Below are 13338 nucleotides of genomic sequence, written 5' to 3' on the forward strand. Positions count from 1 at the left end.
TCAGCCCGCCAGGAAGTCGGCGATCCGCGCGGCCCAGCCGCGTACCTCGGCGGCGGTGGCCGAGATGTGCAGCTCGGCGCAGGGCAGCAGCTCGGCGAGCCGCTCGGCGGTGGAGACCGGGTGCACCGGGTCCCCCTCCCAGGTGAGGATCAGCGCGGGGTGGGGCAGTGCGGCAAGCGCCCCGGGGTCGGGCAGATCGGAGACGGCAGCTCCGCGCAGCAGCGAGGGCAGCAGCGACACGCTGACATCGGGGCCCGCCGCGACCGCGGCCGCGTCCTCCGGGCCGAGCGAGGCGAAGGCCTCGACAAAGACGGGGGGCGGGGTCGCGCCGCTGCTCGCCGCCAGGAAGGCCGGCAGCCCGTCGCGCTCCACGTCGTCCGCCCTGGCGAGATACCCCTGCGCTGCGGCGGGCCGGGTCTCCCAGGCGGTGGGCGGGATCATCAGCACCAACCGGCGGAACCGGGCGGGCTCGCGCACGGCGGCCGTCAGCAGGCTGCCCGCGCCCATGGAGGCACCGGCCACATCCACCGGGCCGACGGCCTGCAACTGGTCCAGCACGGCCAGCAGGTCGTCGGCCAGCCGCGGCCAGCGGTAGTCGTCGGGCTCGGGGCGGCCGGTGGAGCGACCGTGGGCGCGGGCGTCGTAGCGGGCCAGCCGGCGCCCGGAGGCGGGCAGCGCCGTCCAGTCGAAGAGCCCCCAGCGGTCCTCCGAGGCGCGGCTGCCGAACATGCCGTGTGCGTAGACCAGCAGCGGGCCCTGCCCTTCGCTGCTCCAGTCCAGTTCGGCGCCGGGCCGGTCGAGCCGCCCCTCGGACTGGGCAGCGATTTGCGGGAGTGCGGTCATGGCAGCGGCTCCTTCAGCGGCGTGGACGGCGGTACGGACGGCGGTGCGGACGGCGGTGCGGATGGTGCGGCACTACGGGCGGTCCGCCGGCAGCGCCGTGGTGCTGACCGTGCTGGACATGCTGGACGTGCTGGCAGTGCTGGCAGTGCCCGGCGATACGAGCGGCACCGGCGCGCAGGTGGTACTGACGATGCAGGTGGTTCGAACGGTACGGAGCGATCGTGGCATTGCGGGGACGCGGCCGTCGACGCCGTCCCACACCCTGATCAACGAGGTCGCCGAAAAACGGGCCCGACCGGCGGGGCGGCGTGGACTATGGTCGTGGCATGGGTTCGGAGGAGGAGACCGCCGTACGGGTCGACAGCTGGATCTGGTCGGTGCGGCTCACCAAGACACGCTCGATGGCGTCCTCGGCCTGCCGGGCCGGCCACGTCAAGGTGAACGGCGACCGGGTCAAGGCCGCCCATCCGGTGCGCCCCGGGGACGAGGTGCGGCTCTTCCACGCCGGGCGGGAGCGGATCGTGGTGGTCTCCCGGGTGGTGCGCAAGCGGGTCGGAGCAGCGGCCGCCGCCGACTGCCTCGTCGACAAGAGCCCGCCGCCGCCTCCGCGCGAGGAGGTGGTCGCGGTCGGTATCCGCGACCGCGGCGCAGGGCGCCCCACCAAGCGCGACCGGCGGGACCTGGAGCGACTGCGCGGCCTGTGACCGGCGGCGCCCCGGGACCGGACGACGCGTCGCCGGGGACCCGCGACGCCCGCTCGGCCCGGCGCCCGCACGGACGTCGCAGACGCGGTAACCGGCGGGGCGCCGGCACGCTCACCAGTACGCGCGGTCGTCCCACGGCTCGAAGCGGGCGAACTCCACGGGGTCGTCGTCCTGGTCGAGCCCGGCGAAGCCCTCCTCATCGAGGGAGCCCCGCTGCCAGGCGAGCAGTGTCTCGATCAGGCCGGCCTCCAGCGGGTCCCCCTGGGGTGCGTGGCGGGGCCAGACGATCAGCCGCCACGCATCGGGGTCGGCTCCCTCGGTGAGCCAGCCCAGGTGGTCGCCGTCGAGGGAGGTGGCGAACGGCAGGAACCCGCCCGGCTCGGGCCACATGGTGAGCGGGTACTCCTCAGGGTCGTCCTCACCCAGCGACTCATAGGCGTCCGCGACCGACTCGACCTGACGCAGGAAGCGGCGCCCCTCCTCGGTGCGCAGCGGGGTGCGGAAGCGCAGCCAGTTGTTCCAGCAGCCCGCTCCGTAGAGCTCCATGAGCGTCAGGTACTCCTGCGGCAGCCGGATGCCCAGTTCCCGGTGGAGGTCCGCCCAGCTGCCGCCGCCCAGGTAGGGGCGGGCGGGGGGCGGGGTGAGCAGGCGCAGCGCCTCCAGGCCGGAGCCGGTCTCCAGGGCGACCCGGCGCTGCGCGGCGCCGAGCCGCGGGGCGGTGGGCGGCGGCGGGTTCCAGGGGCGGGCGGTGGACAGGAAGGCGGTGCGCGCCATGGTGCCCGGCAGCGGGCCGATCATGGGGCCGTGCGGGGCGGGCGCCTCGGCCTCGGTGCGGACCGTGTGGCGCAGATAGCCGCTGAGGGTGAGGTCGTACGGGTGCCAGGCACGCAGGCCGCTGCCCGGCGCGCGGTGGATGTGGTGGACGACCACGGTCCAGTGGTCGGGGTCGGCCGAGGTGGAGGTGTCCCAGAAGAGGACGTCGCTGCGCCGGCTGCTGCCCCAGGCGAGCAGCCCGCCCGGCTGGGGATGGATGACGGGCCGCGCGTGCTCCGGCTGCATCCTGGAGTCGATCCGGGCGCTGCGGTGGATGCTCGCCGTCCAGGACCCGTAGTCGAACCGGCCGTCCTCGACGCAGGGGCCGTGGATCCACAGGTACCCACCGAAGTCCAGGGGGCCGTGAGCGCCGATGAGCTGCTTGTAGTCGTCCGGCAGCGGCAGCCCCAGCCACTCCTCCGTTGCGGCCCAGTCGATCTCGATCGGCGTCGGGCGACGCTCCGGGTCAGGGGCGGCGAAGGCGGCGATGTCCAGGGTCATGTGCTGTCCTCCGGTTCGGCTGCCGTGGCGGGCGGCGGCGGTCCCCCGACTGCGGTCCCCACGGGCCCGGCTCCTGCGGCGTCGAAGCCTAGTCGACCTGACGGAGCGTCAGGCCGGTGGGCCGTGGCGGTCCATCGGTCCGCCCGGGCGTCTGCCGGGTGCCGGACTCCCTGCCCGGCCGGCCGACGGCTTGACGATCGCCGATGATCTGATCTACAACAGATATAACAGATTCCGGAGGCGCCATGCTGCTCAGCATCGAACCCGACAGCCCCGTGCCGATCTACCAGCAGATCCGGGACCGCATCGTGGAGGCCATCGCCCAGGGCGTCCAACCGGCGGGCTCGGCGCTGCCCTCGACCCGGCAGCTGGCGACCGACCTCGGTATCAACTTCCATACGGTCAACAAGAGTTACGACATCCTCCGACAGGAGGGCCTGGTGCGGATCAACCGCAAGTCCGGCGCGGTGATCCACCGCGACACCGGCAGCGGGCCCCCCGTGCCCGGCTATGTCGAGGAGTGGTCGGCCCGGCTGCACACGCTGCTCGCCGAGGCCACCGCCCAGGGGCTGGGACCACAGGACATCGTCGACCACTGCCGACGCGCCCTCGACGGCTTCACCGCCCCGAAGACACACGGATCACCAGGGACCCCAGGGACCCCGGCCCATGAGAGTGCCCCGGCGCATCACCCGCAACCACCAGAGGAGAGCCGACCATGACCGCCCAGAGTCTGAGCGCGGGGCTCACCGTCCTTTTCGTCGGGGCGGTTCTCTGTGTGATGCCGGCATTCACCCGGCCGACCCTGCAGTTCGGGGTGCGGGTACCCGCCGACCGGGTCGGGTCCGAGGTGATCCGCCGTGAACAGCGCGCCTATCACTGGCGCACCGGGGTGCTCGCCCTCTGCTTCACGGTGGCGGCCATGCTGCTCGCCGCCGGGCCCACATGGCTGGTCGCCCTTCTCGTACCGGCCGAACTGGCCGCAGGGTTCGGCTGCTTCCAGCTCGCCAGGGAACGGATCTCCGCGGCCAAGACCACGGAGGGCTGGTACGAGGGCGCCCGCCAGACGGTCACCACCGACACCGGCTGGCGCACCGAGCCGGAGCGGTTCCCATGGCTGTGGGTGGCACCTGCCGTCGCCGTGGCCGTCGCGACCCTGGTCATCGGCATCGTGCGCTACCCGGACCTGCCGGACCGGCTGGCCGTCCACTTCACCGTGCCGGGCGTCGCCGACCACTGGGCGGACAAGTCGGCTTGGAGTGCCTTCTCCATGGTGGTGGGCCAGTTCTTCGTCACCGTCGTGATCACCACGATGCTGCTGCTCACCTACCGTTCCAGGCCCGACATCGACGGCGCCGACGCCGCCGCCTCCACCTCCCGCTACCGCAGGTTCCTGGCTGTGACGGCACGCGCGCTGCTGGCGCTGGCCGCGCTGGTCAACGTCGGTCTGCTGCTCGGCGCACTCCAGATGTGGCAGGTCTACCGGCTCACCGGCGCCGGCGCAGCCCTGCCGGTGCTCCCGGTCGCGATCGGCACCCTGGCACTGCTCGCCGTCCTGCTGCGGATGGGGCAGGGCGGGTACCGGCTGCGTGGTGCGGCCCAGGGGTCCGGCGCGGACTCCGGGGCCGGTGTCCCGCAGGACGACGACCGGTTCTGGAAGGGCGGTCTGATCTACGTCAACCGCAACGACCCGGCCATCCTGGTCGGCAAGCGGTTCGGCATCGGCTGGACGCTCAACTTCGGCAACCCCTGGGCCTGGTTGCTCTTCTGCGCGATCATCGCCGTCGGCGTCGGCCTGACGGCGGCCCGAGGAGGCCACTGACCGGAGGTCCGGCCCCGGCAGACCGGGCGCCCGGAGGGGCCTGTCGGGCACAGAGGCCGCGTCACATCAAATGAGTCCCTGTTCGCGGAGTACCGCGGACAGGGACTCAGGCGTGCGCCGGTCCGTGAGGGGGTGGTCAGCTGTTGGCGTTCAGAACCGGGTAGTAGCCGCTGGCGTGACCGGTGGCGGTGGGGTGGTACGACTCCCAGCTCGGCGAGATCACCAGGGAGTGCAGCCAGTCGTCGCCGGAGCACGTTCATGCCCCGAGAAGGTGTTGCGGACGTCTCCGAAGACGAAGCCGTGGGCGGCGGCCCGGCCGGCGATAACGGTGTCGATGACGTTCGCCGCCTCGTCGATCTTGGAGTGCTTGGTGCTGGAGAGACCGACGCAGAAGGTGTTGAGGGTGTACATGCGCGGGTAGCCCAGCACGACCACCTTGGCGTTGGGGGCCTTGGCGCGGATCGCGTTGTAGGTGGCGTCGAGTCGGGCGGGGAGGGTGTTCTGCGCATAGGTCTCGGCCTGGTTGACCCGGGTGACGCAGTCGCTGTCCGAGCCGGTCACGCAGGTGGTCATGACGTCGGAGAACCCTGCGTCATTGCCGCCGATGGTGAGGGAGACCAGCCCGGTGGAGGAGTTCAGCGGGCCGAGCTGACTGTTGGTCACATCCGTGGTCACCGCACCCGAGCAGGAGGTGTCGGCGAACGAGGACGGGGAGTGCGCGTTCTTCCACAGGTACGGGTATGCGCTGAAACTCCGGTGACAGTTACCGCTCGAACTGTCGTAGTTGCCCGCGCCGTTACCGGCCGAGTACGAGTCTCCCAGGGCTACGTACGCGGGTCCGGCAGCATGTGCCGGACCGGTCATTGCCAGGCTGAACACCATTGCGAAGACGAGCGTGGCAAGAGCGGACAGCGACTTGGTGCGTCTCACGGAACCTCCCTGACAGGAAAGCTGGCTACCACTTGGTAGCAAGCAAATGCCGCCGAGGGGAAGGGTTCATGCCAAAGATTCTTTGCGCGTAGATCCGGGGTTCACCCACCGGGGTCCGACGCAGGACGAGGGGCGCGGCCGGGACCGCCGCGACCGGCGCAGGACCAGGCTCCGCCCGGCACCCACCGCGACACAGGGGACCGACAGGCACCGGGCCCGGCCGCACCACCCGAGCCGGCCCGGCACGGTCGCCGGCACACCGGACGTCAGATCCGCCCGGAATTCCCGCCACCATCGGAAAGGCCCATCGGAAAACATCCGATGACCGACGTCAATGAACAGGCGAATTCGGGCGCACGGGTGTTCCTGTTCGCTCCTCGCTGACACCCGGATGTCTTTTGCGCCCACCGGTTGAACCATCGGCGGAAATGGGCGCCTCCCGCCGGGTCCGAGACGCAGTCAAAACTTCAACCGAACCCCCTGAAACAATACTCGGGCAGGCACCGAGAAAAACAGCAACAAGCACACCCGTCGCGCCGCCGGTCTCACCCCGCCGACGACGCACCGAGCTGGGCCGGCCGCTGTGAGCTGGACTGTTCCAGCTCCTCCCCCCGCGCGACATCGCCCCGCAGCACGCTGTAGCGCACGACGTCCCGCCATCGCCCGTCCCGGAACGCGATGCTGCGCAGCACACCCTCGCGAGTGAAACCGGACTTCTCCAGCGCACGCTGCTCGGCGGCATTCTCCGTCTCGGTGTCCGCCTCGATCCTGACCACCGGCGTATGCGCGAACAGATAACGCACCAGCAATCGCTGGGCACGGGTGCCGACACCACGGCCGCGGCTCTCCGGCAGCAGCTGCGCCCCGATGTTCCAGCAGTAGGAATTGCGCGAGGCCGCGCTCTTCCGCCAGGCCACAAAACCGTGCCGGTCCGCACCGGCCGCCACCATCAGCTGGCCGCCCTCGTCGCCCAGCAGACCGTCCTGCTCCCAGCGGCGCCGCCAGCGCCCGGGGTCCGACCAGCCCAGCCACTGGAACGGACCGGTCGCCTGCGGATCCGTCAGAAACCGCTCAAGGAGTGGCAGATCGTCCTCAAACACAGGGCGCAGTATCACGGCGTCGCTCACCCCGGTCATGCTAGCGGCGGCTCCGGCGGCGAACGCGGTCAAGGGCGAAGCAGCGGACGGGGCCGCCCCGCGCAACCCGGTCAGCACGGTACGCATGGTCCACCGCGGTGCGGCCCCCGGTTGCTCAGGGGTGCATCCGCGCGCCCTTGAGGACTTTGTCCACCGCGTTGCGCGGCCCATGGACGGCCATGCCCACCAGATCGAGCTGGTCCCTGCCCACGGCCCGGACAGCCGCCCGGTTGTCCCGGTCGTTGCCCGTGCCGAACAGATCCGAGGTGAACACGGCGGTCGGCAGTGAACGGGAGAGCGCACGGCTGTGCGCGGCGGTCAGCGTCTCCTTGGTCCCCTGGAAGACCAGCACGGGCTGGCGGAACATCGGCAGATACCCGGTGCCGTCGGCGTCCGCATAGGGCTCGCCGACCACCTCGGGTGACACCGTGCCCAGCCCGCTGACCAGGAAGGCAGTGACGTTCAGCCGCTGCCAGGGCTCCAGGTCCTCGCGCAGCAGTACAGCGATCTTGGTGTCGAAGCGGACCGGAGCGGCGCTCCCGTCCCCTGCTACGGCCTCGATGCCGGTCCCCGCCTCGGTGTTGTTCTCGGTTCTCATGCCTCAAGACTCCACGGCGCGGTCCTGCTCGGTCTTGTACGTTCTTTGCGTGACATCTGGGCCGGAGATCTCTGCCTGGCGTCCGCCGGTCGCGGGCATCAGGGAGGTCTTCCACGCCCACTTCACCGAGCACTCCTACCCCATGCACGTCCACGACGCCTGGACCCTGCTGATCGTCGACGACGGCGCGGTCCGCTACGACCTGGACCGCCACGAGCGCGGCACCCCGAAGGACACCGTCAGCCTGCTGCCGCCCCAGGTCCCGCACAACGGCTCGCCCGCCACCCCGCACGGATTCCGCAAGCGCGTCCTCTACCTCGACATGACGCGGCTGGACGAGAGCCTCATCGGCCCGGCGGTCGACGGCCCGGACCTCAGCGATCCCCTGCTGCACAGACGCGTCGGACAACTCCACACAGCCCTCGCCGACCGGGGAGAGGAGTTCGAGGCGGAGTGCCGTCTGGCCCTCGTCGTCGAGCGGGTCCGCAAGCATCTGCGCCCCGCACCAGCCGCCGACAGCACAGGGCCCGACCGCGGTGTCGCCGAGAACCTGCGCGATCTCCTCGACGCACGACTGCTGGACACCGTCACCCTGGAAGAGGCCTCACGCCTGGTCCACGCCCACCCCACCCATCTGGTGCGCGCCTTCAGCGCCGCCTTCGGCATGGCCCCCCACCAGTATGTGACGTCCCGCCGCGTCGACCTGGCCCGCCGTCTGCTGCTCGCCGGGCAGCCGCCGGGCGAGGTGGCGACCGCCGCCGGATTCTACGACCAGTCCCACCTCACCCGGCACTTCAAGCGGGTCGTGGGCACCACCCCGGGCCGGTACGCCCGCACCCGGACCATGGACCGGGCACGCACCACCCTCACCTGACACAGCATCTGCTCCGCGACGTGGGAACCGGTCGGCCCACGACGGCGCGGCCGCCCCCTGATCCCGGTGGCCGGCACCGCCCGGAGACACGCCGAGGCCATACCGGACTTCCGGTGTGCCTGTTCCCCCGCCCCGAACGACGCTAGCGTCGAGTCCCGTGATCGTATGGCTCAACGGCACCCATGGTGCGGGCAAGACGACGACCAGTGCGCTCGTGCAGCAGCTGATTCCGGATTCACGGGTGTTCGACGCCGAGAAGGTCGGCGAGACACTCATGGACATCACGCCGGGGCTGCCCGAGACGGACAACTTCCAGCACTGGCCGCCGTGGCGGCCGCTTGTGGTCGAGACCGCCCGACGCGTACTCGACTACACCGGTGGCACCCTGGTGATGCCCATGACCGTCCTGGTCGAGCAGTACTGGCGTGAGATCAGCTCGGGCCTTGCCCAGCACGCCATTCCGGTCAGGCACTTCGTCCTCCATGCCGACCAGGACACCCTCCGCGGGCGTATCGCGGGCGACACGGTTGTCGGCCCCAACTCCTGGTTCCGGCTCCAATACCTTGAGCCCTACGCCGAGGCGGCCCGCACCTGGCTGCACGCCGAGGCCGAGGTCGTCGACACCACGCACCTCACACCCGACCAGGCCGCCCAGCAGATCGCGGAGGCAGTCAAGAGTTGAGCCGGGATCCACCGATCGGTGACTGTGTCAGGGTGCCCCAACGAAGAAGACGTGGCCTGTCACCTGCGAGGATGGGCGTTCTCTGGGCTTCCGGCTCGCAGCAGGACAGGTCACGTCGTACGTGACGTCATCCCATACCTGGGTTCCGGCGGGTTCGGCGGGCGCTGCGGGACGGAGGCGGTGCCGGTCGCGGGCGTCGCCACGGACCCGGACGGAACGGACGCGGACGGAACGGACGCGGACCCACCACCTCCCGCCGCGACAACGTCCGAACGCACCTCCCGGCGCACATCGCCGCCCCGCGCGGCGCTCCGCCCGCGGCTCCACCGCTCCACCGCTCCGCACTCAGTACCGCTTGAGGGAGATCCCGTTGGCGACCTCTCCGAAGTCCGCAAGGGAGGGGTCGGGCTCGGCGCCGGACAGTTGGGCCTCCATCCGTGCCCGGTTGGTGAGCGCCAGCTGCTGGTTGCCGAGGACGTACTCCCGCAGTTCGCGCTCGTACCGGGCGAAGGCGACCCGGTGGTCGCCGCCGGCCGCCTTGAGTTCACCGGCCAGCACATAGGCGCCGACCATCGCCATGCTGGTGCCCTGGCCGGACAGCGGCGAGCCGCAGTACCCGGCGTCGCCCAGCAGCACCACGCGCCCCTTGGACCAGCTGTCCATCCGGATCTGGCTCATGGAGTCGAAGTGGAAGTCGGGCGCCTCCCACATGTGCTCCAGCGCCTTGGGCCACACCCAGCCGGCCCCGGCGAAACGGTCGGCGAGCAGCCGCCGCTGCGCCGGGACGTCCCGGTGGTCCAGGGTCAGCGGCTCCGCGGACTCGAATCCCATGTACACCCGGGACTCGGTGTTGTCGCGTGCGCTCATGATGCCGCCGCCCACCTCCACGCCCTGCTGGAACATCTGCCAGTGGTCCAGGCCCAGGAAGTTGGGGGCACTGAAGACGGCCAGGTAGGTGCCGAGGTGGTGGATGCAGTCCGCCTCGGGGCCGAAGGCGAGGCCACGCACATTGGAGTGCAGCCCGTCGGCGCCCACCACCAGGTCGAAGTCCCTGGGGGCGCGGCGCTCGAAGGTCACCCGCACTCCGTCGGGCCGCTCCTCGATGGCGGCGATGGAGTCGTCGAAGAGGTACTCGACGTCGCTGCGGGCGGCTCGGAACAGCAGGTCGGCCAGATCGTCCCGCATGACCTCCACATCGGGGCTGTCCAACTCCCCGCCGGTGAAGGTGCGCTCGCTGGTGCTGAAGAGCTCGGTGCCCTCGCCGTCGACCATGGTCATGCCGCGCATCCCGGTGCCCAGCCCGCGCAGCTCCGCGGCGACGCCCATCCGCTCGGCGACCTCCAGCGCCGGTCCCCGGACATCGACCGCCTGGCCTCCGGGGCGCAGCGCCGGTGCCCGCTCGACCACGGTGACCCGGAAGCCGTAGCGGCTCAGCCAGTGGGCGAGCGCGGGGCCTCCCACACTGGCGCCGGAGATGAGGATCGTGGTGTTCAGCATCGGGGGCTCCGCTTCTGCCGCCTGGGCGTTTGTCGCGGGGGCCACTCCCCCGCGACGGCCTCAGCTTCGGCGCCCGCGCTGACCATCGGGTCACCGTCGGCTGACCGCCCTCTGACCGGCCCGGTCCGCGGCCCACCCGCTACACCGGTCCGGCGGAGTGCCGGCCGAACCGGAAGCATGGAGAGGTCCGGCCGCGGCGCCGCCGGTCCGGAGCGGTTGTCGGACACGGCGCCTGACGGATCGTCACCAAGACTCCCCGGCCTGGAGACCTCCCCGCACGGCCTGGATCCGCAGGCCCGAAGGCCTGCGGATCCGGGCCGGTCGCGGTCGCCGGGTGTCAGGCGTAGAGGCCGTCCAGCCAGGACTGCCAGGCCTGCTCGGCCTTGTCCCGGTCGGTGCCGGCCGCGAAGAGGTGGGCGGCGATGCCCACCGGTGCACCGAAGGCGTTGCGGCCGAAGAACCGGTAGAGCGCATCGCCGGAGCGCAGGCCGAGGAAGTACGGGTCCAGGTAGTCGACCACCGCGTCGAAGGGCTCGATGCCCGGGAGGGCGACCCGCACGGTGTCGCCCTGAGTGGCGTCGTCCCCCAGGCCGAGGGCGTGGCGCAGCGTGGTGAAGCCGTCCGCCGCGGCGGAGGCGGCCGGTCCCTGGGCGGTGGCGTACGCGACCGGCCTCCGGCTGAAGTACCGCAGGTACTGGGCGAGGGTGTGCAGATAGAAGTCGGTGTGCCGGCCGGCTGCGTCGTACTGGTTGTCCCAGTCGTCGACGAAGATCCCGCTGTGGACGTAGCGGTAGGCGGCCCGGCCGCCCTCGCGGGCCTCCACGGTGTACTCCAGCTGGTTGAACCAGCCGCCCTCGCCCTCGATGCGGGCGGTGAAGCGATGCGGCGGGTCCCACACCGTGACGGTGCCGCCGCCCGGCGCGGCCCCGCCCTCGCGCGGCTCGTACTCCATCGGCCAGAGCCAGCCCCCGGTGCCGCTGGTGAAGGCGTCCCACACCTCGTCCGGGGTGGTCTCCAGCTCGGCCTCACGGACGATCTCGAACTCCTTGGACATCACTGGCCTTCCTCGATGGTGCGGTCGGTCTGCTGATCGGGTCGTCGGGTGATGCTCGGGTGCAGGGCGAGGACCAGGCGGTGCGGACGACCGCGCTCCGCCCCCTCGTCGTGGTACTTGCCGATCAGAGCGGTGACCGCGCCGGTGAGCTCCTCCGCGAAGGCGGCCCGGTCCGCGGCGGTGGCGAACCGGATCTCGCTGTCGATGGCGAAGGTGGCCAGCGGGCGGCGGGCAGCGGCCGCCCCGGCGATCAGTTCGCCGACCTCCTGGACCAGCCGCCCGGCGAGCGAGAGCAGCCATCGGGCGGAGAGCCTGTCGGGGGCCCTGGAGGGGTCCGGCGCGACGGCGGAGAGCGCGGTCGGGGAGATCACATAGGAGGCGGCCGTCGCCTGGAGTATCCGCTCCGTGCAGTTGCCCTTGCGGCGCTCCTCCACGAGCTCCACCAGCCCGTGCCGCTCCAGGGCCCTGAGGTGGTAATTGGCCTTCTGCCGCGACAGACCGGACCGGGCGGCCAGCGTGCTGGCGGACCCGGGCTCCGCGAGGGCGGCGAGCAGCCCGGCCCGGACGGGGTCCAGCGAGGCCTCGGCGGCGGCCGGATCGTCGATCACTGTCACATCGAGCATGGGACCACCATCGCTCCGACAAAAAATCCTGTCAAGAAAGCCTGTACGGTCGGCAGACCGTACGGCGGCGTGCCGGATGCCGGTGCGGACGACGGGCAGGGGAGACTGGGTGCCGCTTTGATCACCCGCATCTCAAATGGATCAACGGAGGCACTGTGGACACCTGGGCGACCTGGACCACCCAGGGCATCATCGCCGGCGCCGGCGGGGCGACGACCGTCGAAGTCGGCGTCATCACCGGCGATCTGACCGTGCACACCATGTGGGCCGACGAAGAGGCCCGGGTCACCGTGCAGTACACGGGCGCCAGCGACTGGTACACCCTGCAGGGCAGCCCGGTGGCCGCCCCCGACGAGGCCACCGGGCGTGCCATCCACCAGCAGGCCGTACGGGCCGTGCAGGCCGGCGGCGGGGCGGTGGTGGGGCCGCTCGACTGACCCGGCGGCGGCACCGCCGCCCCGCACGAGGAGGGGTCAGCTGCTGCGTCGGCAGTGCAGCAGCAGCTGCACCTCGGGGGGCACAGGCGACGGCGGACTCTTCGAGGATCTCGGACCCCGCCGCCTCCACGACCCGGCGCAGCCCGTCCCGGGGACGGCGGGACAGCGGGACAGCCGGACAGCCGGACAGGCGGACGGTGCGACCCCGGAAGGGGACGGGCGTCCGCCCGGCCTGCCCGGCCACGGAACGGCTACCGGCACGGCCTCCGCCCTCGGACCGACGCCATGTCAGCACCGTGACGGGCAGCGCCCGGCCGACCTATGACGCGGTCACCGGTGTGATGCTGAAGACCTGTGAACAGACCCTGAGAGCGGCCGGCACCAGCAGCGACCGGTACGACGCCGGCGGGAAGACCCGCAACGACGAGCCGGTGGGCCTGCACGGGCCGCCGATCGGGCCGTTGGTGGTGTGCACCACCGCGACGGCGGTCCTGCCGGGCCGCAGCGTGACGGTCCTGTACGACTGGGTGTTGCGCGTCGCGGCGGCGCCGATCTGCCGGTGTGCCCGGTCGAGGACGCTGACCCCGGGGTAGCCGCGGAGCGCGCAGGTGCGGGTGCTGCGGTTGGTGAACCGGATCGGCCAGTGGAGTTGCCCGGCGCCGACGTCCTGGCGGCCCATCGACAGACGGAGGTCGGCGACCGAGCAGGTCCGTACGGCGGCACCGGCCGCATGTGCGGGGACAGCGCCCGCGAGGGCACCGCCCAGGCCGATCAGCGCGGCGGCGCCCGATGCGGCCAGACGACGGGGGATGGCGGGAATCACG

Annotated in this window: 14 protein-coding genes and 1 pseudogene; 6 read left to right on the plus strand and 9 right to left on the minus strand. The window is 71.7% G+C overall.

Annotation, left to right across the window (positions count from 1 at the left end; translation table 11 throughout):
• The gene (locus tag AB0761_RS06945; RefSeq protein WP_377268084.1) at positions 1–843 is read right to left on the minus strand and encodes an alpha/beta fold hydrolase; all 843 of its coding nucleotides are present in this window, start codon (positions 841–843) and stop codon (positions 1–3) included.
• Positions 844–1169: 326 nt separating this feature from the next.
• Here AB0761_RS06945 and AB0761_RS06950 point away from each other — a divergent pair, with 326 nt between their 5' ends.
• On the plus strand, positions 1170–1547 hold the full coding sequence (locus AB0761_RS06950; protein ID WP_377268085.1) for an RNA-binding S4 domain-containing protein: 378 nt from the start codon (positions 1170–1172) through the stop codon (positions 1545–1547).
• Positions 1548–1658: 111 nt separating this feature from the next.
• Here the strand turns inward: AB0761_RS06950 and AB0761_RS06955 are convergent, their stop codons facing one another.
• Positions 1659–2861 (minus strand): SMI1/KNR4 family protein, encoded by a 1203-nt coding sequence (locus tag AB0761_RS06955; RefSeq protein ID WP_377268086.1) that lies wholly within the window; start codon positions 2859–2861, stop codon positions 1659–1661.
• Positions 2862–3106: 245 nt separating this feature from the next.
• Here AB0761_RS06955 and AB0761_RS06960 point away from each other — a divergent pair, with 245 nt between their 5' ends.
• Together AB0761_RS06960 and AB0761_RS06965 are read left to right on the plus strand one after the other, a co-directional pair.
• Positions 3107–3583: a GntR family transcriptional regulator gene (locus AB0761_RS06960; RefSeq protein ID WP_377268087.1), complete on the plus strand. Its 477-nt coding sequence runs from the start codon at positions 3107–3109 to the stop codon at positions 3581–3583.
• On the plus strand, positions 3580–4683 hold the full coding sequence (locus AB0761_RS06965) for a DUF1648 domain-containing protein (protein WP_377268088.1): 1104 nt from the start codon (positions 3580–3582) through the stop codon (positions 4681–4683). The genes AB0761_RS06960 and AB0761_RS06965 overlap by 4 nt, the downstream gene beginning before the upstream one ends.
• Before the next feature lie 136 nt (positions 4684–4819).
• Here the strand turns inward: AB0761_RS06965 and AB0761_RS06970 are convergent.
• The 3 genes and pseudogenes from AB0761_RS06970 to AB0761_RS06980 form a co-directional block, all read right to left on the minus strand.
• Positions 4820–5565 (minus strand): annotated as a pseudogene (locus tag AB0761_RS06970) (SGNH/GDSL hydrolase family protein).
• A gap of 593 nt (positions 5566–6158) precedes the next feature.
• The gene (locus tag AB0761_RS06975) at positions 6159–6740 is read right to left on the minus strand and encodes a GNAT family N-acetyltransferase (RefSeq protein WP_377268089.1); all 582 of its coding nucleotides are present in this window, start codon (positions 6738–6740) and stop codon (positions 6159–6161) included.
• Between the two features lie 124 nt (positions 6741–6864).
• Positions 6865–7347, minus strand: a complete 483-nt coding sequence (locus tag AB0761_RS06980) for a DUF2000 family protein (protein WP_377268090.1) — start codon at positions 7345–7347, stop codon at positions 6865–6867.
• Between the two features lie 49 nt (positions 7348–7396).
• On the opposite strand from AB0761_RS06980, the gene AB0761_RS06985 reads away from it, so the two are divergent.
• Together AB0761_RS06985 and AB0761_RS06990 are read left to right on the plus strand one after the other, a co-directional pair.
• The gene (locus tag AB0761_RS06985; RefSeq protein WP_377268091.1) at positions 7397–8221 is read left to right on the plus strand and encodes an AraC family transcriptional regulator; all 825 of its coding nucleotides are present in this window, start codon (positions 7397–7399) and stop codon (positions 8219–8221) included.
• 157 nt (positions 8222–8378) lie between these two features.
• Positions 8379–8903 (plus strand): ATP-binding protein, encoded by a 525-nt coding sequence (locus AB0761_RS06990; RefSeq protein ID WP_377268092.1) that lies wholly within the window; start codon positions 8379–8381, stop codon positions 8901–8903.
• A 345-nt stretch (positions 8904–9248) separates the two neighbouring features.
• Here AB0761_RS06990 and AB0761_RS06995 read toward each other — a convergent pair whose 3' ends face one another.
• From AB0761_RS06995 to AB0761_RS07005, 3 genes are all read right to left on the minus strand, one after another.
• A complete protein-coding gene (locus AB0761_RS06995) occupies positions 9249–10400 on the minus strand; it encodes an FAD-dependent monooxygenase (protein WP_377268093.1) in 1152 nt (383 codons plus the stop codon).
• Between the two features lie 337 nt (positions 10401–10737).
• The gene (locus AB0761_RS07000; RefSeq protein WP_377268094.1) at positions 10738–11454 is read right to left on the minus strand and encodes an SRPBCC domain-containing protein; all 717 of its coding nucleotides are present in this window, start codon (positions 11452–11454) and stop codon (positions 10738–10740) included.
• Positions 11454–12077, minus strand: a complete 624-nt coding sequence (locus AB0761_RS07005; RefSeq protein WP_377268095.1) for an ArsR/SmtB family transcription factor — start codon at positions 12075–12077, stop codon at positions 11454–11456. The genes AB0761_RS07000 and AB0761_RS07005 overlap by 1 nt, the downstream gene beginning before the upstream one ends.
• A 155-nt stretch (positions 12078–12232) precedes the next feature.
• Between AB0761_RS07005 and AB0761_RS07010 the strand changes: the two genes are divergently transcribed.
• Positions 12233–12514, plus strand: coding sequence for a hypothetical protein (locus AB0761_RS07010; protein WP_377268096.1), 282 nt, complete (start codon positions 12233–12235; stop codon positions 12512–12514).
• Between the two features lie 319 nt (positions 12515–12833).
• On the opposite strand, the gene AB0761_RS07015 is transcribed toward AB0761_RS07010, so the two are convergent.
• Positions 12834–13337 (minus strand): DUF4232 domain-containing protein, encoded by a 504-nt coding sequence (locus AB0761_RS07015; RefSeq protein WP_377268097.1) that lies wholly within the window; start codon positions 13335–13337, stop codon positions 12834–12836.
• Position 13338 lies beyond the last annotated feature (1 nt).

The organism is Peterkaempfera podocarpi (assembly GCF_042466665.1).
In the GTDB taxonomy this organism is placed as follows: domain Bacteria; phylum Actinomycetota; class Actinomycetes; order Streptomycetales; family Streptomycetaceae; genus Peterkaempfera; species Peterkaempfera podocarpi.

What these genes read in the sequence shown, in the direction of transcription:
- AB0761_RS06960 (WP_377268087.1), top strand. Translation starts at nt 3,107, where the DNA reads ATGCTGCTCAGCATCGAACCCGACAGCCCCGTGCCGATCTACCAGCAG.
- AB0761_RS06995 (WP_377268093.1), bottom strand. Translation starts at nt 10,400, where the DNA reads ATGCTGAACACCACGATCCTCATCTCCGGCGCCAGTGTGGGAGGCCCC.
- AB0761_RS06955 (WP_377268086.1), bottom strand. Translation starts at nt 2,861, where the DNA reads ATGACCCTGGACATCGCCGCCTTCGCCGCCCCTGACCCGGAGCGTCGC.
- AB0761_RS06950 (WP_377268085.1), top strand. Translation starts at nt 1,170, where the DNA reads ATGGGTTCGGAGGAGGAGACCGCCGTACGGGTCGACAGCTGGATCTGG.
- AB0761_RS07005 (WP_377268095.1), bottom strand. Translation starts at nt 12,077, where the DNA reads ATGCTCGATGTGACAGTGATCGACGATCCGGCCGCCGCCGAGGCCTCG.
- AB0761_RS06945 (WP_377268084.1), bottom strand. Translation starts at nt 843, where the DNA reads ATGACCGCACTCCCGCAAATCGCTGCCCAGTCCGAGGGGCGGCTCGAC.
- AB0761_RS06980 (WP_377268090.1), bottom strand. Translation starts at nt 7,347, where the DNA reads ATGAGAACCGAGAACAACACCGAGGCGGGGACCGGCATCGAGGCCGTA.
- AB0761_RS07000 (WP_377268094.1), bottom strand. Translation starts at nt 11,454, where the DNA reads ATGTCCAAGGAGTTCGAGATCGTCCGTGAGGCCGAGCTGGAGACCACC.
- AB0761_RS06965 (WP_377268088.1), top strand. Translation starts at nt 3,580, where the DNA reads ATGACCGCCCAGAGTCTGAGCGCGGGGCTCACCGTCCTTTTCGTCGGG.